Below are 21,017 nucleotides of genomic sequence, written 5' to 3' on the forward strand. Positions count from 1 at the left end.
GAGCTGCTCGTCGGCACGTCGATTCCACAGAATTAGCTGCGTGAAAACGTATATCAATCGGCCTGAATATGCGATCGACGAAAGCGCCGCCGCGCGTCACGAAGCAGGCCGCACGACGTCCGCATCCGTCTCGCGGCCCCAGCCGGAAGCCCGCCCACCGGCGGGCCCGGCAAACGGGCATGGCATAATGCGCAGTCCTTACCGGAATACGCCCCATGAGTCGTCGCCTGCTCGTCACCAACGCCCTGCCCTATGCCAATGGCCCGCTGCACATGGGCCATCTGCTGGGCTACATCCAGGCCGACATCTGGGTGCGCGCGCAGCGGATGAGCGGCAACAAGGTGGTCTACGTCTGCGCCGACGACGCGCACGGCACGCCGATCATGCTGGCTGCGGAGAAGGCCGGCATGACGCCCGAGGCCTTCATCGCCGGCATCCGCGAGGGCCACGAGGCGGATTTCGCCGCGTTCGGCGTGGCGTTCGACCAGTACCACACCACCCATTCGGACGAGAACCGCGAGCTGTCGACGCTGATCTACACGCGCCTGCGCGACGCCGGCTACATCGCCAGGCGCAGCATCCAGCAGCTGTTCGATCCGGAAAAGCAGATGTTCCTGCCGGACCGCTACATCAAGGGCGTCTGCCCGAACTGCGGCACGCCGGATCAGTACGGCGACAACTGCGAGCACTGCGGCGCCACCTACGCACCGACCGACCTGATCAACCCGTACTCGGTGATGTCCGGCGCCACGCCGGTGCTGCGCGACTCGGAGCACTACTTCTTCGAACTGGGCAAGTTCGAGGGACTGTTGCGCGACTGGTTCGCCGGCAAGCTCACCCATGGCAAGCCGGTGGCGAACAGCGGCGTGGCGGCGAAGCTGCGCGAGTGGCTGGACGGCGGCCTGAAGGACTGGGACATCTCGCGCGACGCGCCCTACTTCGGCTTCCCGATTCCCGACGCGCCCGGCAAGTTCTTCTACGTGTGGCTGGACGCACCGGTCGGCTACCTGGCCAGCTTCAAGGCGCTGTGCGACCGCACCCGGCTGAAGTTCGACGATTTCCTCGCTCCCGACAGCAGCGCCGAAATGCACCACTTCATCGGCAAGGACATCATCAACTTCCACGGCTTGTTCTGGCCGGCGATGCTGCACGGCGCCGGCTTCCGCACGCCGACCGCGCTGCACGTCAACGGCTACCTCACGGTGAACGGCGCGAAGATGTCCAAGTCGCGTGGAACCTTCATCCAGGCGCGCACCTACCTGGACGCCGGCCTGCATCCGGGATTCCTGCGCTACTACTTCGCCAGCATGCTCAGCGACGCGCCGGTCGACGTGGATCTCGACCTCAAGGCGTTCGAGGAGCGCGTCAATTCGCACCTGGTCGGCAAGTGGGTGAACATCGCCAGCCGCACCGCCGGCTTCGTGCACAAGTATTTCGGCGGCCGCCTGGCGCCGCAGTTCAGCGCCGAGGAAACCGCGCTGTGGAACACCCTGCTGGAGCACTACGACGGCATTGCCGCGCTGTACGAGAGCGGCGACTTCGCCGAAGTCACCCGCCGCTTCGTGCTGATAGCCGACCTGGTCAACGGCCACATCGCCGCCAAGGCGCCATGGAGCATGGCCAAGGACGAAAGCCGCCGCGACGAACTGCACCAGGTGTGCTCGTTCGCGCTGACCGCGTTCCGCCTGCTGGCCGGCATGCTCAAGCCGATCCTGCCGATCACCGTGGCTGCCGCCGAACAGTTCCTGGCCGCGCCGATCGCCGACTTCGACGATGCCCGCGCCACGCTGCGCAACCACGCCATCCATGCCTTCGAGCCGCTGCTCGGCCGCATCGATCCCAAGCGCATCGAGGCCATGGTCGAGGCCTCGAAGGATTCGCTCGGCGGCCCGGCCGAAGCTCCCGCTGCCCCGAAAAAGAAGAAAGCCATGAACGACTCCCCCAGGCCCGCCGCCGCGATCGCCGACCCGGCCCCGGCCACGGCCGCCACCATCTCCATCGACGACTTCGCCCGGCTCGACCTGCGCATCGGCAAGGTCACCGCCTGCGAATTCGTGGACGGTTCGGACAAGCTGCTGCGCTTCGAACTGGACGCCGGCGCGCTGGGCACGCGGCAGATCTTCTCCGGCATCCGCGCGGCCTATGCCGAGCCGGAGAAACTGGTGGGCCGCAACGTGGTGTTCATCGCCAACCTGGCCCCGCGCAAGATGCGCTTCGGCTTGTCCGAAGGCATGATCCTGTCGGCCGGCGACGGCGGCAGCGACCTGTTCCTGCTCGACGCCGACCAGGGCGCGCAGCCCGGCGCCACCGTGCGCTGACGCGCTCAGGTAGGGCGGGCACTGCCCGCCCTACGAGCTACTGCCGCGTATACGTCACGAAGAAACCGACCAGGTCGCCGTTCTCGTTGTACGGCGCCATGTCCACGTAACGGTAGCCGCGTGCCGCGTACTCGGCGTGCGACTTGGTGAGCTGGTTCGCCATGTGCTTCTTGCGGAAGCCGAGCGTGGCGTCGACGAACACGGTTACCGTGTCGCCGGAAACACCGGCCGTCCCGGCCTGCACCGGACCGGCCTGCGCCGGGCCGGCATGGGCCACCAGGATCGAGCCGCCGGCACCGAGCACGGCAGCCAGAAACAACGCGGCGAGAAACGACGATTTCATGGCAGTACTCCAACAGGCGATGATCAATTGCGGGACAATGAGCGCCGATTATCGCCCGCCCGGCATTCATGCATGAGTGATCCCGTCACCGTTCTGGCCGACCGCATCGACGCCGTGCTGCCGCAGACGCAATGCGAGCAGTGCGGCTATCACGGTTGCCGGCCGTATGCGGAGGCGATCGCGCGCGGCGATGCCGAAATCAACCAGTGCCCGCCCGGCGGCGCGGCCGGTATCGAAAAGCTCGCCGCGCTGCTGCAGCGACCGGTGCTGCCGCTGGATCCCGACCATGGTGTGGAAAAGCCGCGCATGCTGGCGCGCATCGTCGAGGCCGACTGCATCGGCTGCACCAAATGCATCCAGGCCTGCCCGGTCGACGCGATCGTGGGCGCGTCGAAGCTGATGCACACCGTGCTCGCCGACGACTGCACCGGCTGCGAGCTGTGCGTGCCGGCCTGCCCGGTCGATTGCATCGTGCTCGAACCGATGCCGCCCGCGCAGATCGACGCGGCGCACGCCGACGCGGCGCGCGCGCACTTCCAGCGCCGCGAGGCACGCCTGCAACGCCAACGCGACGAACGCGAGGCCGAGCTGGCCGAACGCAAGGCCGCGGTGGATGCCGCGGCCGGGCCGATCAATCCCGTACTGGCCGCGCTGGCCCGCGCCAAGGCGAAACAGCAGGAACCGAAACCGTGAAGCGTGCCGACGTGATCGAACTGTTCTCGCGCCTGCGCGAACTCGACCCGCACCCCACCACCGAACTCGTCTACAGCACGCCGTTCGAGCTGCTGGTCGCCGTAGTGCTGTCGGCACAGGCCACCGACGTGGGTGTGAACAAGGCCACGAAAAAACTCTACCCCGTGGCGAACACGCCGCAGGCGATCCTCGACCTCGGCGAGGACGGCCTGAAGCGCTACATCAGCACGATCGGCCTGTTCAACGCGAAGGCGAAGAACGTCATCGCACTGTGCCGGCTGCTGATCGAGAAACACGGCGGCGAAGTGCCACGCACGCGCGAGGCGCTGGAAGCGCTGCCCGGCGTGGGCCGCAAGACCGCCAACGTGATGCTCAACACCGCATTCGGCGAGCCGACCATCGCGGTCGACACGCACATCTTCCGCGTCGCCAACCGCACGGGACTCGCGCCGGGCAAGGACGTGCGCGCGGTCGAGGACAAACTGGAGAAGGTGATCCCCGCCGAGTTCAAGCACGACGCCCACCACTGGCTGATCCTGCACGGTCGCTACGTGTGCAAGGCGCGCAAGCCGGATTGTCCGCACTGCGTGATCCGCGACCTGTGCCGTTACAAGCACAAGACCGTGGCCGACTGAACCCGGTCAGGCCGGCAGCTGCGCGCGTTCCAGCGCCGCGATGTGGCGTTCCAGCCGCGGTCCCAGGTAGCAATGCGAGCCGCACGGCAACAAGCCCACCTTGCCGAACTCGCGCAGGTACCAGGCCGGCGCGCGCGAGACGAAACCGTGGTGGTCGCCGGCCACGTCGTCACGGCTGGTGAACACCTCCAGGAACACCACGCCTTCGAGCATTTCGCCGATGCCCTGCAACCCGGCGCGGATCTCCGCCGGCTTCAGGTAATGCAGCACGTCAGTGCACACGATCAGGTCGAAGCGGGTGTCGAAGCGCAGCTGTTCCAGCTGGCCGAAGCGGGCTAGGCCGATGTTGCGGCTGCGCCCGTAGCGCGCCACCACGTACTCGCTGGCATCCAGCCCGCGATACGCGATGTCCGGCCGCAACGCGCGCAGCGGTGCGCGCCAGGTCGCCTCGCCGCAACCCACGTCGAGCACGTTGCGCACCGGCCGGCCGAGGTAGTACTCGGCCTGCGCCACCACCATCGCCACCTTGCGCCGCAGCTCCGCCGGCGACCCCACCGCATGCCGCGGGTTGCGGTACCACTTGTCGAAATAGGCGCGGTCGTAGGTCTTGGACATCGGCAGTCGGTCCGGCAAAGACTGCATGGTAACCGGGCGACCCTCAATCCGCCGCGCGCGGCACCAGCATGTGCTTGGCGACATGCCCGTGCAGGCGGCCCAAGCCGCGCGCTAGGTGCAGGGTGGCGAACAGCAGCACGATGCCGATCGCGCACATCGCGATCGCGTCGCCCCAACCCGGCGCATGCGCACCGAAACCCCAGTCCACGACGACCTGGTGGTTCACGTACAGCCCGGGCAGCCAATCGTTGCGGAACAGCATCGCCAGCGGCGCGCCGATGAGGGCCACCGACACGCTGAGCAAGCTCACGGCAAGCGTGAAGTACACGATGCCCAGCGGCAGCATCAGCCACATGTAGCAAAGCGTCGTCCAGGTGTGCACGTCGGTGAACATGCTGCCGATGCGCTTCATCAGGCTCATGTCCTGGGTCGGGTACACCGGCCGGCGCGGCATGCGCATGCCCAGCATCGCCTCCACGATGCGTCCTTCCACCAGCGACAGCACGCGCACGCTGCCGAAGAACAGCACGATGAACGGCAGGCCGATGATCAGCACCGACAACCCCACCGACAGCGACAACCCGGTCACCGCCCAGGTGAAGTAGAAGATGCCGGTGGCCAGCGACAGCAGCATGTAGAACAGCGCGCCGTAAGTGCGCGGATCGGCGGCGACGCCGAAGAAACGCCCGGCCAGCGAACGACGCTTCGGCGGCGGCGGCGGACGCAGCGCGCGCTGGATCTTGATCTCCTGGTCGCGGTAGATCTCGGCCACCTCGTCCGGCGCGCCGTAGCTGCCGACCACCTGTTCCAGCATCTGGGCTTCACCGCGGCCGGGCTGTTCGGTCAGTTCGGCGCGCAGGTGTTCCTCGGCGTCGTACAGCGCGTCCTGGATCAGGGCCGGGTCGGCACCGCGCAGCGCGGCACGCAGTTGCTCAAGGTATTCGACGATGGTGCGTGGCGCGTTCATTACACCCCTCCTTGCAAGACGTTATCGACGGAATCGCGGGTGGCGTTCCATGCGGCGACCCATTCGCGCAATACCTCGCGCCCCGGTTTGGTGATGCGGTAATAGCGGCGCGGCGGCCCGCTGACGGACGGCTCGACCTCGCTAGCGAGCAGGCCGGCGCCCTCCAGATTGCGCAGCACCGGATACAGCGCGCTCTGCTTGCCGGCCAGCACGCCCTCGCCCACTTCTTCCAGACGCTTGGCGATCTGGTAGCCGTACATCGGCTGGCGCGACTGCCCCAGCACCGCCAGCAGCACCAGCGACACGGTGCCGCTGGAAAGCTCCTTCTGGAACTTCTTCAACTGGCTGACGCTATCGTCCACTTTGCTCACCTGCACTACCGCCTGTAGTTGAGTGAACCATAGTGCGAACTTGACACTAGTGCATGGGCCTGAAGTCATGCTTCGGCCATCCTGGGATATGGGCATGACACCAACCGGCGTATCTTCCTCGCCGGTCACGCGACTTCCGAGCGTTTTCAGCATGAACATTCGAAATATTGCCACGGCCGTCATCCTGATCCTGGGACTCGCCCTGGTCGGCTGGCGGACATCGGCGCACGAGCCCGCCGTGGAGATGCACGTCGGAAATCCGCTCCGTCTGGCCAAGGTCATGGGGCAGCAGCGCCTGGTGTACGAGCTCCATGTCACCAACATTTCCGATGTGCCCGTGGAGCTCAGCGCACTCGATATCCTGGACGCCGGCGGGAAGCCCTTCCTGCATCTGGAACAGAAGGCGCTAAGCACCCGCACCGCCCTGAAGAACGGTGGCAGCGTCCTGGCGGCACATGCGCAAACGGTGGTGTATCTGACCGTTGATTTCGGCGCCACGGCGCCGACGGCCATCCGGCACCGGCTGACCGTGAAGCACGGCGGAGCCGAGACCGTCATCATGGGCTCCAGCGTGCCGGTCGTGGCGATCGAGGGACCCGTGCTCGCAGCACCGCTCAGAGGCGGGCCCTGGGTCGCGGTCTACAGCGATGAATGGCCTCGCGGGCATCGTCGCGTCTTTTACGGAACGGGCGGACATGCCCGTCTGCCTGGCCGCTTCGCGATCGACTGGATGAAGGTCGATGCGCAGGGAAGGACGCTGAGGAATGATTCCGGCCTCGCCTCCAGCTCGCTTTCCTATGGCGCCGAAGTACTGGCTGTCGCCGATGCCCGTGTGGTCGCGGCACGGGACGGCATCACGGAGGCGGCAAGGATCTCCGACAACCATGCTCATCCGCACCCGGATGCCGCGGGAAATTACATTTCATTGGCGCTCGAAGGCGGGCAATTCGCCACCTACGAGCATCTCCGCCCGGGGAGCCTGAAAGTCGCCAAGGGAGACCACGTCAGCGCAGGACAAGTGCTCGCGGAGGTCGGGTTCACCGGCGATTCGACGGAACCCCACCTGCACTTCCACGTGTCGGATTCACCCAGTCCGCTGGAAGGCGAAGGCATGCCTTACTCCCTGAGTCGCGTCCTCCTGCTCGGGCGCTTCACGGATTGGAACGAGCTGGGATCGCGGCGATGGCAGGATCTCCGGCCGCACGTTGTCGACCGCGAATTTCCTCAGGGAGGTGACGTGGTCGATTTCAAATGACGCCGCCGGATACGCCGTCGAATCCACAGCTCGAACCGGACCCGGCGAACGCCGATCGACCGCCTTCCGTGGAGGTCGACTCATGGCCGTGACGAACCCTTCGCTGCCGCGAGGGTCTCGGTCAGTGGCCGATGTAGGCTGCGAGGTGCTCGCCGGTGAGGGTGGAACGGGCGGCGACGAGGTCGGCGGGCGTGCCTTCGAAGACGATCCGGCCGCCGTCGTGGCCGGCACCGGGGCCGAGGTCGATGATCCAGTCGGCGTGCGCCATGACCGCCTGGTGGTGCTCGATGACGATGACCGACTTGCCGGCATCGACGAGCCGGTCGAGCAGGCCGAGCAACTGTTCGACGTCGGCGAGGTGCAGGCCGGCGGTCGGTTCGTCGAGGACGTAGACGCCGCCCTTCTCTCCAATATGCGTGGCCAGCTTGAGCCGCTGCCGCTCGCCGCCGGACAGCGTGGTGAGCGGCTGGCCGAGGCTGAGGTAACCCAGGCCCACGTCGGCGAGCCGGTCGAGGATGGCGTGCGCGGCCGGCGTGTGCGCCTCGCCGGCGCCGAAGAACTTCCCGGCCTCGGTCACCGACATCGCGAGCACCTCGCTGATGTTCTTCCCGCCGAAGGTGTACTTGAGGACGTCGGCCTGGAACCGCTTCCCCCCGCACTCCTCGCAGACGATGGCGACGCCGGCCATCACGCCCAGGTCGGTGTAGATGACGCCGGCGCCGTTGCAGGCGGGACAGGCGCCCTCGGAGTTGGCGCTGAACAGCGCCGGCTTCACCCCGTTGGCTTTCGCGAACGCCTTGCGGATCGGCTCGAGCAGTCCGGTGTACGTCGCCGGGTTGCTCCGTCGCGAGCCGCCGATCGTGCCCTGGTCGATCGACACCACACCCGCGCCGGCCGGGATCGAGCCGTGCACGAGCGAGCTCTTGCCGGAACCCGCGACGCCGGTCACCACGACCAGCACGCCGAGCGGCGCGTCGACATCGACGTTCTTCAGGTTGTGCGTACAGGCGCCGCGCACCTTCAGCACGCCCGACGGCGCGCGCACCGACGGCTTCAGCGAAGCGCGGTCGTCCAGGTGGCGACCGGTGACGGTGCCGCTGGCGCGCAGTCCTGCGAGGCTGCCCTCGAAGCAGACCGTGCCACCGGCCGAACCCGCACCGGGACCTAGGTCGACGACATGGTCGGCGATCGCGATCGTCTCCGGCTTGTGCTCCACGACGAGCACCGTGTTGCCCTTGTCGCGCAGCCGCAGCAACAGGCCGTTCATGCGCTGGATGTCGTGCGGGTGCAGGCCGATGGTGGGCTCGTCGAAGACGTAGGTGACGTCGGTGAGCGAGGAGCCGAGGTGGCGGATCATCTTGACGCGCTGCGCCTCGCCGCCCGACAGCGTGCCCGACGGTCGTTCGAGCGAGAGATAACCGAGCCCGATCTCCACGAACGAGTCGAGCGTCTGCAGCAGCGTGGCGAGCAGCGGCGCCACCGACGGTTCGTCGAGGCCGCGCACCCACGCGGCGAGGTCGCTGATCTGCATCGCGCAGGCGTCGGCGATATTGATCTTCCTGATCTTCGACGATCGCGCCGCCTCGCTGAGCCGGGTGCCGCCGCACTCGGGGCAGGTACTGAAGGTCACCGCCCGCTCCACGAAGGCGCGCACGTGCGGCTGCAGCGAGTCGATGTCCTTGGACAACATCGACTTCTGGATCTTCGGGATCAGGCCCTCGTAGGTCAGGTTGATGCCGTCGACCTTGATCCTGGTCGGCTCCCGGTAGAGCAGGTCGTGCAATTCCTTCTTGGTGAACTTCCTGATCGGCTTGTCGGGATCGAAGTAGCCGCAGCCGGTGAAGATGCGGCCGAACCAGCCGTCCATGCTGTAGCCGGGGATCGTGAGTGCGCCCTCGTTGAGCGACTTGCTGTCGTCGTACAGCCGGGTCAGGTCGATGTCGTTGACCGAGCCGCGTCCCTCGCAGCGCGGGCACATGCCGCCGAGGCGGTTGAAGGTCTCCTTCACCGTCCGGGTCCGGTTCCCGCGCTCGACGGTGATGGCGCCCGCTGCCTTGACCGACGGGACGTTGAAAGCGAACGCACCGGGCGAACCGATATGCGGCTTGCCGAGCCGGCTGAACAGGATGCGCAGCATCGCGTTGGCGTCGGTCGCGGTGCCGACGGTGGAGCGCGGGTCGGCGCCCATCCGCTGCTGGTCGACGATGATCGCGGTGGTCAGCCCGTCGAGCATGTCGACCTCGGGCCGCGCCAGCGTCGGCATGAAGCCCTGCACGAAGGTGCTGTAGGTCTCATTGATCATCCGCTGCGACTCCGCGGCGATCGTGCCGAACACCAGCGAGCTCTTGCCCGAGCCGGAGACGCCGGTGAACACCGTCAGCCGGCGTTTCGGCAGCTCGACGCTGACGTCCTTGAGGTTGTTCACGCGCGCGCCGTGCACGCGGATCAGGTCGTGGCGGTCGGCAACGTGCAGCGCAGGCGACTGCGTGTCCTTCCTCGTGGCCTTGCTCATCGTGTCTCCATCGGTATCGCCGGACGGCTCAGCGCACTTCGTTGATGCGGATATGGTTGCCGGAGGGATCGCGGAAGGCGCAGTCGCGAATCCCGTACGGCTGCATGGTCGGCTCCTGGATGACCTCGGCGCCGCTGGCCTGCAGCCGCTCGAAGGTGCCGTCGAGGTCGGCGGTGGCCAGGATGATCATGCCGTAGGTTCCCTTGGCCATCATCTCGGCGATGGTGCGGCGTTCGTCGTCGGTGATGCCGGGGGCGGCGGCCGGCGGGTGCAGGACGATGGACGTGTCGGGCTGGCCGGCGGGGCCGACCGTGAGCCAGCGCATGCCGTGATAGGCGACGTCCTTGCGGACCTCGAAGCCGAGGGTGTCGCGATAGAAGGCCAGCGCCGCGTCCGCGTCGTTGTGCGGGAGGAAGCTCGAGTGAATGGTGATATCCATGGCAGTCATCCTGGGTGTGGGTCGGGCCGTCATGCTAGAGCGGCCCGGTGGCCCGCGCTTCTCGATTCCTGATCGGCCGGGTCACCTGATCGGCCTCGTCACCAGCTTGGCCACGCACGACGGCATCCCCTCCGTCGCTCGCGCCGCTTCGCGCCGGTACACGCTGGGCGGCACACCGACCAGCTCGGTGAAGCGACTGCTGAAGGTGCCCAGCGACGCGCAACCGACCTCGAAGCAGACCTCGGTGACGCTGAGGTCGCCGCAACGCAGCAGCGCCATCGCGCGCTCGATGCGCCGCGTCATCAGGTAGCTGTACGGCGACTCGCCGTAGGCGAGCCGGAACTGGCGGCTGAGGTGACCGGCCGACATGTCCACGCCGCGGGCCAGCGCCTCGACGTCCAGCGGCTGCGCGTACTCCCGGTCGATCCGGTCGCGAACGCGGCGTAGCCGTGCGAGGTCGCGCAGGTGCTGTGCTTCGGCGGGTCTGCTGGCCATCGGCATGATCGTGTCACGTCGCACCGGCGTGCTCAAGCCGTTGACGCGATGCACCGGGCAAACTCCCACTCTGCTAATTTGCAACCCTTGCCCATCCATCGCCAAGGGGACGCCATGCTTCGCCGCCACCTCATCGCCGCACTCGCGCTGGCCAGCAGCCTGCTGGCGCTGCCTGCCCTCGCCGAACAGGACAAGCCCACGCCGACGGCGAAGGAAATCCTCGCCAAATCCACACCAGCCGAGTGGCGCACGCCGGACCCGCAGAACCTGCTGCTCATGCAGCTGCCGACCGGGCGCGTGGTGATCGAGCTGGCGCCGGACTTCACTCCGCGGCACGCGGCGAACATCCGCACCCTGGTGCGCAGCCACTACTTCGACGGGCTGGCGATCATCCGCGTACAGGACAACTTCGTCACCCAGTGGGGCGACCCCAATGACGACGAGAACGGCGACAAGAACAGGATCCGCTCGCTGGGCAAGGCCAGCAAGACGCTGCCGCCGGAGTTCACCCGCGCGATCGATCCGAAGCTGCCGTGGACGGCGCTGCCGGATGGCGACGTCTACGCGCCCGAGGTGGGTTTCAGCGAGGGCTTCCCGGTGGGACGCGACCCGGCCAGCGGGCAGGAGTGGGTGGCGCACTGCTACGGCACGGTCGGCGTGGCGCGCGACGTGGCGCCGGAGACCGGCAGCGGCAGCTCGCTGTACGCGGTGATCGGTCAGGCGCGCCGACTGGACCACAACCTCGCCGTGGCCGGCCGCGTGCTGGAGGGCATGCCGCTGCTGTCGGGGCTGCCGCGCGGGCCCGAGCCGATGGGCTTCTACGCGAAACCGCAGCAGCGCGTCACCATCGCATCGGTGCGACTGGCGGCCGACATGCCGGCGAAAGACCGCCCGGCGATCCAGGTGCTGCGCACCGACAGCGCCAGCTTCGCCGCGCTGGTCGAGGCGAAACGCAACGGCCACAACGCGTTCTATCCCAAGCCCGCCGGCAAAGTCGACCTGTGCAGCATCGACGTGCCGGTGCGCGAGGCGAAGCCGGCACCCTGACGCCGCCACGAACATTTTGTTCACCCGCGTCGGTTACCTTGCCTTTCTTGCCGATGCCGGAATCCGTGACATGCCGTTGAACGACACCCTGGCTTTCCTGCGCGCCTGGCTGCGCGATCCACGCGGCATCGGCGCAGTGACGCCGTCCGGTGCCGCACTGGCGCGACTGATGACCAGCCACGCCAGCGCGTTGGGCGGGCCGGTGATCGAATTGGGGCCGGGCACCGGCGTACTGACCCGCGCCCTGCTGGCGCGCGGCGTGCCGCTGCACCGGCTGGCCCTGATCGAGGCCGACCCGCACTTCGCCGACGCGCTGAGCCGGCGCTACCCGGAGGCGACCATCCTGCGCATGGACGCCGCCCGGCTCGGCGATACCGAGTCGCTGTTCGGCGACGAACGCGCCTGCGCCGTGGTCAGCGGCCTGCCGCTGCTGTCGATGCCGCCGGCCCAGGTCACCGCCATCGTGCAGGGTGCGTTCGAACGCCAGCTGCGCAGCGGCGGCATGTTCTACCAGTTCACCTACGGCCCGCGCTGTCCGCTGCCGCCGGCCCTGCTCGCGCGGCTGAACCTGCAGGCCCGCCGGGTCGGCAGTGCCCTGCTCAACCTGCCGCCGGCGGCGGTCTACTGCATCAGCCGGCGAGCGGAGATCCAGGTCGCAGCCTGATCCGCGCCCGGTAACCGGGACGCGTCGAACCGGGTTCGCCTGTCGACTGCGCGTGAACGAGGTCTGAAAGCACCGGCCATCACCACATAACCTTTGCATGTCTCCGGTTATCACTGGGGGCCGGTGCCCCGGCACGTCCAGACGACGTGCGGGCCAACCGCCGCAGGAGTGACGGATGAAACGCAGCCGGAAAGTACTCAGCTGGATCGCGGGCATCGTGCTGGCGTCGGTCGTGGTGATGCTGATCGTGGTCGCCACGTTCGACTGGAACCGCATGAAACCGTTCATCGGCGACAAGGTCAGCCAGGCGATCGGGCGGCCGTTCGCGATCAACGGCGAGCTGACGGTGGACTGGCGGCGCGATCGCAACGGCCGCTGGCCCGGCTCATGGTTGCCGTGGCCCGAGTTCACCGCGCGCGACATCAGCATCGCCAACCCGGACTGGGCCACGCAGCCGCAGTTCGCCCACCTCGACGCGCTGCGCTTCCGGCTGTCGCCGCTGCCGCTGCTGATACACCGCATCGACGTGCCCACGCTGCAGCTGGTGCATCCCACGGCTGACCTCGAGCGCGACAAATCGGGACGTGCCAGCTGGGATTTCGCGCTGCCGGAAAACACGGCGCCTTCCGCCTGGAAGCTGCAGCTGGGCACGATCGGTTTCGACCAGGGGCTACTCACGCTCGACGACGCGGCGAGCCGCGTGAAGCTCAAGCTGGTGGTGGAGCCGCTGCAGGCGGCGATCCCGTACGACCAGATCGTGGCCCAGCAATCCAGCGCCGCGCGCGAGGAGGCCGGCAAGACGCTGGGTGCCGCGGCGAAGAAAACCCTGGCCAGCGGCGATGTCGGGTCGAAACCGGACAAGACCAGATCATCCATCACTTACCAGTTCGGCTGGACCGCCGAAGGCAGTTACCAGGGCAGTCCGCTCAAGGGCAAAGGCCGAACCGGCGCCGTGCTGGCATTGCAGGACACGACCACGCCGTTCCCGCTGCAGGCCGACGTGCGCATCGGCGACAGCCGCATCGCCCTGGTCGGCACGCTGACCGATCCGCTGCACCTGGGTGCGCTGGACGTACGCCTGTGGCTGTCCGGCTCCAGCATGGCCAGGCTGTATCCGATCACCGGCATCACCCTGCCCGACACCCCGCCGTACGCGACCGAAGGCCACCTGAAGGCCGAACTCCACCGCAGCGGCAGCCACTACAGCTACCAGGACTTCCGCGGTCGCGTCGGCGGCAGCGACCTGGCCGGCAACCTGATGTTCGTCACCGGCGGCAAGCGCCCCAAGTTGAGCGGCGACGTGCACTCGAAGCTGCTGCAATTCGCCGACCTGGCCCCGCTGATCGGCGCCGATTCCAACACCGAGAAACAGCAGCGCGGCGACGCGACACCGCAGCCCGCCGACAAACTGCTGCCGGTCGAGCCGTTCCGTACCGACCGCTGGCAGGCGATGGATGCGGACGTGACTTTCACCGGCACGCGCATCGTGCGCGGCGAGGCGCTGCCCATCGACTCGCTCGCCACCCACCTGGTCCTCAACAACGGCGCCCTGTACCTGGACCCGCTGAGCTTCGGGCTGGCCGGCGGCACCGTGCGCAGCAACATCACCCTCGACGGCAGCCGCGCGCCGATGCGCGGCGTGCTGGCACTCAACGCACGCCATCTCAAGCTCAAGCAGCTGTTCCCGACCTTCGAGCCGATGCGCACCAGCTTCGGCGAGATCAACGGCGACGCCGCGCTCGATGCGCAAGGCAACTCCATCGCCGCCCTGCTCGGCAGCGCGAACGGCGAGCTGAAGCTGCTGATGAACGACGGCGCGATCAGCAAGACCCTGCTGGAAACTGCCGGCCTCAACGTCGGCAACATCGTCATCGGCAAGCTGTTCGGCGACAAGACCGTGCAGATCAACTGCGCCGCCACCGACATGGCCGCCAGCAACGGCCTGTTCGACATGCGCCTGTTCGTGTTCGACACCGACGACGCCGTGATCGACGTCACCGGCACGGTGGACCTCGCCAACGAGAAACTCGACCTGGACGTGAAACCGCACACCAAGGGTTTCCGCGTGTTCTCGCTGCGCTCGCCGCTGTACGTCCGCGGCACGCTGAAGAACCCGAACGTCGGCGTGCAGGCCGGCCCGCTGCTGGCGCGCGGCGCCGGCGCCGTCGCGCTGGGCGTGGTCGCCGCCCCGGCCGCCGCCCTGCTCGCCCTGGTCGCGCCCAGCCACGGCGACGCCGGCGACAACACCTGCCGCGCCGTGCTGCAGCAACTGCGCAGCTCCGGCAAGATGATGCCGGCAGGCAAGGGTAAATCCAGATGACCCCGTAGGAGCGCACCCTGTGCGCGATGGCTCTGCGGAATACTCCGGCCAGAAGCCATCGCGCACAGGGTGCGCTCCTGCATGCAAGGTGGCTGGCGCCCGGGGGCGCTAGAATGTCACGCCACCCTCCCCTGCGATGTCCCCATGCAACCCGTCAACCAGGCCCGTCTGCAGATTCATTTCTGCGTGTTGCTGTGGGGCTTCACCGCGATTCTCGGCAAGCTGATCACGCTGCCCGCGCTGCCGCTGGTGTGGTGGCGCATGCTGCTGGTGGTGGCGGCGCTGTTGCTGATGCCACGGGTCTGGCGCGGCTTGCGCGCAATGCCGGCGCGGCTGATCTGGGCATATGCCGGCATCGGCGTGCTGGTGTCGCTGCACTGGCTGAGCTTCTATGCGGCGATCAAGCTGTCGAACGCCTCGGTCGGCGCCACCTGCATCGCGCTGGGGCCGGTGTTCCTGGCTTTCATCGAACCGTGGATCGCCAAGCGCAGGTTCGATCCGCGCGAGCTGCTGATCGGCGTGGCGGTGGTTCCGGGCGTGGTGATGGTGGTGGGCGGCGTGCCGCACGACATGCGCCTGGGCATTGCGGTGGGCGTGCTGTCGGCGCTGTTCGTGGCGTTCTTCGGCTCGCTCAACAAGCGCCTGGTCGAGCATGGCGACCCGCTCACGGTGACCTTCATCGAACTGGGCACCGGCACGGTCTTCCTCACCCTGCTCGCGCCGTTCATCCCGCATGCCGGCCCGGCGTTCATGCTGCCGGGCACGCACGATGCGCTGTTGCTGCTGGCGCTGTCGTTCGGCTGCACCCTGCTGCCGTTCGCGCTGGCGCTGGTGGCGTTGCGCCACATGAGCGCGTTCGGCACGCAGATGGTGACCAACCTGGAGCCGGTCTACGCGATCATGCTGGCGATCGTGCTGCTGGGCGAGCAGCATGAGCTGGACGGCTGGTTCTATGCCGGCGTGGCGGTGATCCTGGCCGCGGTGTTCATGCATCCGCTGCTGAACCGGCGGGCACGCAGCACCAGGCAGCCCGAGTTGCTCGGCACCGCCGAAAGCCACAGCATGGTCGACTGAGCCATCGTCACCGGCATTCCCGAGGAGCGGCCCATGACCGACAAGCAGCAGCACTGGGAAACGGTCTACCGGACCAAGGCGCCGGATGCGGTCAGCTGGTACCGCCCGCATCTGGATACCTCACTGGCGTTGATCGAGCGCGCCGCGCCCGAGCGCAACACCGCCGTGCTCGATGTGGGCGGCGGCGCATCTACCCTGGTCGACGACCTGCTTGCACGCGGCTACCGCGACCTCAGCGTGCTCGACATTTCCGCGACGGCCCTGAACATCGCCCGTGAACGCCTGGGCGAGACGGCGAACGCGGTGACCTGGCTGGCGGCCGACCTGCTCGACGCGCCGCTGCCGCAGGCCCGCTACGACCTGTGGCACGACCGCGCCGTGTTCCACTTCCTGACCGAGGCGGAACAACGCGCGCACTACCTGCGGCAGCTCACCCATGCCCTGAAGCCGGGCGGCCACGCGATACTGGCCACGTTCGGCCCGCAGGGCCCGCTGAAGTGCAGCGGGCTGGATACGGTCCGCTACGACGTTGGGGAACTTGCCCGCGTACTCGGCGACGGCTTCGCGCTGGTCGACAGCACGCTGGAATTCCACGCAACCCCGTTCGGCACCACCCAGCAGTTCCTTTACGCCTTGTTCCGGCGGACGTCCGCCGACACCACGGGAGACATGCGCTGATGGCAAATTGCGACACATGCTGCGGAGCCGCGGCGGCACAACTGGCGCTGCGCCAGCGTGGCGTGTTGAAGACCGTGCTCGTCATCAACGCCGCCGCCTTCGCGATCATGGTCGTGGCCGCCATGCAGGCGCGCTCCTCGGCGCTGCTGTCGGACAGCTTCGACTACCTGGGCGATGCGCTGACCTATCTCGTCAGCCTGTGGGCCGTCGGCCGCAGCATGCACGCCAAGACGCAGGTCGCGCGCATCAAGGGCGGCCTGATCGTGATGGCCGGGCTGCTCGTATTGGTGCAGTTGGGCTGGCGCGCGTGGCACCCGGCCGAACCGCTGTTTGCGTGGATGGGCGCGTTCAGCCTGCTCGGCCTGCTCGCCAACGGCTGGTGCCTGCTGCTCCTGTACCGGCACCGCGATGACGACCTCAACATGTCGTCGGTCTGGATCTGCTCGCGCAACGACGTGGCCGCGAATCTGTCGGTGGTGCTCGCCGCCGCCGGCGTATGGGCGTTCGACGCCGCATGGCCCGACCGACTCGTCGCCCTCGGGCTGGCGGTGCTGTTGCTGCGCTCCGGGTGCGGCGTCCTGCGCGACGCCGCACGCAGCACCCGCTGACAGCCAACAGCGCGATCGACGCGACAACACTTTCGCATCAAGGCCGCTCCCGCGTTCTCCGCCTCGCGCTCGTCCCCGTCGAACCGCTAGCCGCAGCAGGTCTTCTGCTGCTGGATCGGCGGGCACGGCACGCTGCCCCAGGAACAGAACACGCAACAGTCGCCGGGTTTGGGCTGCAACAATTTGCCGCAGCCGGGACAGTCGTAGAAGAACTGGCAGGCGTCGGTCGGCATCGTCTCGGTGACCTGGCAACCGCAATGCGGGCAGGTCAGCGTGCTGCGCAGGATGAGTTCGGTCGTCACCGGATCGGCGCCATCACCCCGCCCGGCGTGGCTGCGACGCCGTCATTGCTCATGTGCATGCTCCGCCGCGTCGTGGTCGTGGCCGGACATGTCCATGTCCATGTCTTCATCCGGCGGCGCCTTCGCCACGATGTCCTTGTATTGCGCCGGCGTCATGTCGGGCAGCTTCTGCAGGAACGCCACCATGCTCCAGATCGTGGCGTCGTCGTGGCTGGAGCCCCACGCCGGCATCGCGCTCATCTTGATGCCGTGCTTGATCACCCAGAACGCCTCGCGCGGGTCGGGGCGGAACTTCGACAATTGCGGCGGCTTCGGGTACAGGCCCGGGCGCATTTCGTTCTCGGCCATGCCCGGCGCCAGGTGGCAGCCGGTGCACATCGCCGCGTACTGGCCGGCGCCCTTGAGGATCAGCTGCGGATCCTCGAGGTTCGGCACCACGATGTCCTTCGCGTGGTGCTCGATCGAACGCTCGCGCAGCGCCTGCATCAGCGCGTAGACGGGTTTCGTGTGGTGGTCGTCGGCGCCGATGTTGTAGACGCCTGACCAGACGAAGGCGCCGACGCCGACGATGACGACGAGGCAGAGAATCGCGAAGGTGATGATGAGTCGTTTCATGGCGCTCCTCAGAACCAGATGCGGACGCCGGCGACCCATTGCCGGTCGAGGGCGGCCTGATGATCGGCGCGGGCGAAATCGGCCGTGGCGCCGAAACGGCGCGTCCAGACTACGCCGATGTACGGTGCGAATTCACGTCGTATCTCGTAGCGCAGGCGCAGCCCCAGTTTCGCATCGGCGAGACCGCTGCCGGTGCGGCGCGCCGGATCGGAGCGGCCGTGGAGGTTGGCCTCCAACTCCGGCTGCAGGATCAGCCGTTGGGTGAACAGCAGCTCGTAGTGGGCACGCAGGCGTGCCGCGGTACGCCCAGAAGGTCCGACGTAGGCGGTGGCCTCGACTTCGAACCAGTACGGCGCCAAGCCCTGCACGCCGAACGCGGCCCAGCTTCGCTGCGGATCGGTGCCGAAGTCATGGCGCACGCCCAGCTGCGTGCTCCAGAACGCGGCGACGGCGTGGTTCCACAGCGCCTCGAGTTCGCCATCTTCGAGCCTGCCGCCGCTGCGCTCGCCCTCGCTGCGCAGCCACAGCTTGTCCGTGTCACTGCCGTACCAGCCTTCGGCTTCCCACGACTGGCCGTTGCCGTCACGGCCGTGGAACGCTTCCAGCTGATCCACCAGCAGCATGCCGGCCGGTGCGCCGCCGTGCATGTGCAGTTCGTGCGCGGGGCTGGCGGCGATGCCGTCGGAATAATCGCCGCTGCGTGCGTCCGCTGGTGCGCGGCCGCCCTGCATCGGCCCCATGGCCATGCCCGGCATGGCGTGATCGGACGTCGCTGGCGTGGCAGGCGCCGGGCCGTGGTTCATCCCGGTCATGGCGCCATGATCCATCTCCGGCATCGGGCCGTGATCCATCCCGCTCATGTCGTGCATTCCTGCGGACGAAGGCGCCGACGTGTCCGGGGCATTCGGCTGCTTGACCGGGGCGTTCATCGCCGGTTTCGCGGCGCTGCCCGCGGTAGCCGGCATCATGCCTTGCATGCCGGCGTGATCCATGCCTGGCATCGCGCCCATGTCCATCGGCACCGTGCTGCTCGACGAGGCCGGAGCGCTCTGCGCCACTGCCGCCAGCGGCGACGCCAGCATCAGTGCGGCCAGCAACGCCGAACAAAGTGGAACGATCGAAGTGTCGCGACGATGCATCTTCATGACACCACCACCTCGCGGAACATGCCCGCCTCCATGTGGTACAGCAGGTGGCAGTGATAGGCCCAGCGGCCCGGCGCGTCGGCCGTTACCGCGTAGGTGATGCGCTGCGCCGGCTGCACGTTGACGGTGTGCTTGCGCACCTGGAACTGGCCGTCCGGATTCTCCAGCTCGCTCCACATGCCGTGCAGGTGGATCGGGTGGTTCATCATGGTGTCGTTGACCAGCACGATGCGCAGGCGTTCGCCGGTATTGAAATGCACCGGCTTGGCGTCGGAGAACTTGATGCCGTCGAACGACCACATGAAGCGCTCCATGTTGCCGGTCAGGTGCAGCTCGATCTCGCGGCCGGGTTCGCGCGCGTCGATCGGGCCGCCGATGGTGTGCAGGTCGGCGTAGGTCAGCACGCGGCGGCCGTTGCCGCGCAGGCCGATGCCCGGATCGTCGAGATTGGTGCGCGGCATGTCGACGTGCATGTCCACGCCGCGGCCGTATTCGGTACGCGCGTGGTGCACGGCCGGTGCCGTTGCGGCCACCCTGCCGGCCATGTTGCCGTGATCCATGCCGGGCATCGCGGCAGGGGCGCCGCCGTGGTCCGCGTGCGGCATCGCGCCCATCATGTCCTGCATGCCCAGCCACAAGCGCTTGTCCGGCGCCGGCACCTCGGCTTCCATGCCCTGCCGCGGCGCCAGCGTGCCGCGCGCGTAGCCGCTGCGGTCGATTGACTGGGCGAACAAGGTGTACGCACGCTTGTCCTGCGGCTCGACGATGACGTCGTAGGTTTCGGCCGCCGAGATGCGGAACTCGTCGACCGTCACCGGTTGCACGTCCTGGCCGTCGGCGGCGATCACCGTCATCTTCAGGCCGGGAACGCGCACGTCGAAGATGGTGGACGACGAACCGTTGATGAAGCGCAGCCGGATCTTCTCGCCAGGCCTGAAGATGCCGGTCCAGTTGCCCGCCGGCGCGGCGCCGTTCATCAGGTAGGTATAGGTGTGGCCGGAGACGTCGCTCAGGTCGGTCGGGTTCATGCGCATGGCGTTCCACATCCTGCGCATCGCCAGCGCCCGGCCCAGCCCCTGCCCGCGCACGTCGCGAAGGAAGTCCGGCACGGTCGGCTGGGCGAAGTTGTAGTAATCGCTCTGCTTCTTGAGCTTGGCGTAGATGCGCTCGGGATCCTCGTCGGTCCAGTCGTTGAGCATCACCACGTAGTCGCGATCCGTGGGGTAGCGGTCGGGGCCGGCCGGTTCGATCACCAACGGGCCGTACAGCGCGTTCTGTTCCTGGAACCCCGAGTGCGAGTGATACCAGTAGGTGCCGCTCTGGCGCACCTGGAACCGGTAGAGAAAGCTTTCGCCCGGCGCGATGCCGTCGAAACTGAGGCCGGGCACGCCATCCATCTGGAACGGCAGGATGATGCCGTGCCAGTGGATCGAGGTCGGCACGCGCAAGCGGTTGGTCACGCGCAGGTTCACCGTGGTGCCCTGCCGCCAGCGCAGCAGCGGGCCGGGCACGCCGCCGTTGACCGTGGTCGCGGGCCGTGCCACGCCGGTGAAATTGACGGCGGTCTCGACGATGTCCAGCGCGAAATCGGTGCCGCTCAGTGCCGTGGGCTGGCCCGGGCTGGTCAGCGCCCAGGCGTTCGAAGGGCGCAGCAGGCCGAGGCCGGCCACCGCGCCACCCAGGGCCAGGCCCTGCACGAAACGCCGCCGCGACAGATCGGTCGCGGGCGACGGGGGAAATGGATCCACGTTTGTCTCCTTCGGGGCATCAGCCGTCGATGCCGGTCACGGGTTGCGTTCACGCTGCCGTCGAGCGGGCGTGAAAGCGCTATCGCAGTGAGCGGGGATCAGCCCGCCGGAGGACGCAGCGGCGCCGCGTAAACGACACTGGGCGTGGGCGCGAAGAGTGGAGAGATACGCAA

Annotated in this window: 20 protein-coding genes and 1 pseudogene; 10 read left to right on the forward strand and 11 right to left on the reverse strand. The window is 67.8% G+C overall.

The window, feature by feature from the left end; all coding sequences use genetic code 11:
* Positions 1-215: 215 nt before the first annotated feature.
* Entirely contained in the window at positions 216-2,318 is a 2,103-nt protein-coding gene (gene metG / locus ABIE04_RS02290) for a methionine--tRNA ligase (protein ID WP_354546962.1), read from the forward strand.
* A 37-nt stretch (positions 2,319-2,355) separates the two neighbouring features.
* Here metG and ABIE04_RS02295 read toward each other — a convergent pair whose 3' ends face one another.
* Positions 2,356-2,661 (reverse strand): hypothetical protein, encoded by a 306-nt coding sequence (locus ABIE04_RS02295; protein WP_354546963.1) that lies wholly within the window; start codon positions 2,659-2,661, stop codon positions 2,356-2,358.
* 72 nt (positions 2,662-2,733) lie between these two features.
* Between ABIE04_RS02295 and ABIE04_RS02300 the strand changes: the two genes are divergently transcribed.
* Positions 2,734-3,354: an RnfABCDGE type electron transport complex subunit B gene (locus ABIE04_RS02300; protein WP_354546964.1), complete on the forward strand. Its 621-nt coding sequence runs from the start codon at positions 2,734-2,736 to the stop codon at positions 3,352-3,354.
* Positions 3,351-3,989 (forward strand): endonuclease III, encoded by a 639-nt coding sequence (gene nth / locus ABIE04_RS02305; RefSeq protein WP_354546965.1) that lies wholly within the window; start codon positions 3,351-3,353, stop codon positions 3,987-3,989. Before ABIE04_RS02300 ends, nth begins: the two co-directional genes overlap by 4 nt.
* A gap of 6 nt (positions 3,990-3,995) precedes the next feature.
* Here the strand turns inward: nth and ABIE04_RS02310 are convergent, their stop codons facing one another.
* From ABIE04_RS02310 to ABIE04_RS02320, 3 genes are read right to left on the reverse strand one after another with little or no spacing between them, the layout of a single operon-like run.
* Positions 3,996-4,604 (reverse strand): class I SAM-dependent DNA methyltransferase, encoded by a 609-nt coding sequence (locus tag ABIE04_RS02310; protein ID WP_354546966.1) that lies wholly within the window; start codon positions 4,602-4,604, stop codon positions 3,996-3,998.
* 43 nt (positions 4,605-4,647) lie between these two features.
* Positions 4,648-5,571, reverse strand: a complete 924-nt coding sequence (locus ABIE04_RS02315) for a sensor domain-containing protein (protein ID WP_354546967.1) — start codon at positions 5,569-5,571, stop codon at positions 4,648-4,650.
* Complete coding sequence (locus tag ABIE04_RS02320) at positions 5,571-5,933, reverse strand: PadR family transcriptional regulator (protein ID WP_354549757.1); 363 nt, start codon at positions 5,931-5,933, stop codon at positions 5,571-5,573. The genes ABIE04_RS02315 and ABIE04_RS02320 overlap by 1 nt, the downstream gene beginning before the upstream one ends.
* 160 nt (positions 5,934-6,093) lie before the next feature.
* Here ABIE04_RS02320 and ABIE04_RS02325 point away from each other — a divergent pair, with 160 nt between their 5' ends.
* Complete coding sequence (locus ABIE04_RS02325) at positions 6,094-7,197, forward strand: M23 family metallopeptidase (RefSeq protein ID WP_354546968.1); 1,104 nt, start codon at positions 6,094-6,096, stop codon at positions 7,195-7,197.
* 121 nt (positions 7,198-7,318) lie between these two features.
* Here ABIE04_RS02325 and ABIE04_RS02330 read toward each other — a convergent pair whose 3' ends face one another.
* The 3 genes from ABIE04_RS02330 to ABIE04_RS02340 form a co-directional block, all read right to left on the reverse strand.
* Entirely contained in the window at positions 7,319-9,709 is a 2,391-nt protein-coding gene (locus ABIE04_RS02330) for an excinuclease ABC subunit UvrA (protein ID WP_354546969.1), read from the reverse strand.
* Between the two features lie 28 nt (positions 9,710-9,737).
* The gene (locus tag ABIE04_RS02335; RefSeq protein WP_354546970.1) at positions 9,738-10,148 is read right to left on the reverse strand and encodes a VOC family protein; all 411 of its coding nucleotides are present in this window, start codon (positions 10,146-10,148) and stop codon (positions 9,738-9,740) included.
* Between the two features lie 81 nt (positions 10,149-10,229).
* Positions 10,230-10,643, reverse strand: a complete 414-nt coding sequence (locus ABIE04_RS02340) for a helix-turn-helix transcriptional regulator (RefSeq protein WP_354546971.1) — start codon at positions 10,641-10,643, stop codon at positions 10,230-10,232.
* A 114-nt stretch (positions 10,644-10,757) separates the two neighbouring features.
* On the opposite strand from ABIE04_RS02340, the gene ABIE04_RS02345 reads away from it, so the two are divergent.
* The 6 genes from ABIE04_RS02345 to ABIE04_RS02370 all read left to right on the forward strand — a co-directional run bounded on the left by ABIE04_RS02345 (position 10,758) and on the right by ABIE04_RS02370 (position 17,034).
* Complete coding sequence (locus tag ABIE04_RS02345) at positions 10,758-11,690, forward strand: peptidylprolyl isomerase (protein ID WP_354546972.1); 933 nt, start codon at positions 10,758-10,760, stop codon at positions 11,688-11,690.
* A 70-nt stretch (positions 11,691-11,760) separates the two neighbouring features.
* Complete coding sequence (locus tag ABIE04_RS02350; protein WP_354546973.1) at positions 11,761-12,354, forward strand: class I SAM-dependent methyltransferase; 594 nt, start codon at positions 11,761-11,763, stop codon at positions 12,352-12,354.
* 175 nt (positions 12,355-12,529) lie between these two features.
* Positions 12,530-14,674 (forward strand): AsmA family protein, encoded by a 2,145-nt coding sequence (locus ABIE04_RS02355; protein WP_354546974.1) that lies wholly within the window; start codon positions 12,530-12,532, stop codon positions 14,672-14,674.
* Positions 14,675-14,818: 144 nt separating this feature from the next.
* Positions 14,819-15,748 carry a DMT family transporter gene (locus tag ABIE04_RS02360; RefSeq protein ID WP_354546975.1) on the forward strand — a complete coding sequence of 310 codons (930 nt, stop codon included), beginning with the start codon at positions 14,819-14,821 and terminating at the stop codon, positions 15,746-15,748.
* A gap of 33 nt (positions 15,749-15,781) precedes the next feature.
* On the forward strand, positions 15,782-16,426 hold the full coding sequence (locus ABIE04_RS02365; protein WP_354546976.1) for a class I SAM-dependent methyltransferase: 645 nt from the start codon (positions 15,782-15,784) through the stop codon (positions 16,424-16,426).
* Positions 16,426-17,034 (forward strand): cation transporter, encoded by a 609-nt coding sequence (locus ABIE04_RS02370; RefSeq protein ID WP_354546977.1) that lies wholly within the window; start codon positions 16,426-16,428, stop codon positions 17,032-17,034. Before ABIE04_RS02365 ends, ABIE04_RS02370 begins: the two co-directional genes overlap by 1 nt.
* A gap of 86 nt (positions 17,035-17,120) precedes the next feature.
* Here the strand turns inward: ABIE04_RS02370 and ABIE04_RS02375 are convergent, their stop codons facing one another.
* The 4 genes and pseudogenes from ABIE04_RS02375 to ABIE04_RS02390 form a co-directional block, all read right to left on the reverse strand.
* Positions 17,121-17,336: a GDCCVxC domain-containing (seleno)protein gene (locus ABIE04_RS02375; RefSeq protein ID WP_354546978.1), complete on the reverse strand. Its 216-nt coding sequence runs from the start codon at positions 17,334-17,336 to the stop codon at positions 17,121-17,123.
* Positions 17,337-17,387: 51 nt separating this feature from the next.
* Positions 17,388-17,951 (reverse strand): annotated as a pseudogene (locus ABIE04_RS02380) (c-type cytochrome); the annotation flags it as partial.
* 8 nt (positions 17,952-17,959) lie between these two features.
* Positions 17,960-19,096 carry a copper resistance protein B gene (locus ABIE04_RS02385; protein ID WP_354546979.1) on the reverse strand — a complete coding sequence of 379 codons (1,137 nt, stop codon included), beginning with the start codon at positions 19,094-19,096 and terminating at the stop codon, positions 17,960-17,962.
* Positions 19,093-20,844, reverse strand: a complete 1,752-nt coding sequence (locus ABIE04_RS02390) for a copper resistance system multicopper oxidase (RefSeq protein ID WP_354546980.1) — start codon at positions 20,842-20,844, stop codon at positions 19,093-19,095. The genes ABIE04_RS02385 and ABIE04_RS02390 overlap by 4 nt, the downstream gene beginning before the upstream one ends.
* Positions 20,845-21,017 lie beyond the last annotated feature (173 nt).

The sequence above is a fragment of the Rhodanobacter soli genome, assembly GCF_040548735.1.
Taxonomy (GTDB): domain Bacteria; phylum Pseudomonadota; class Gammaproteobacteria; order Xanthomonadales; family Rhodanobacteraceae; genus Rhodanobacter; species Rhodanobacter soli_A.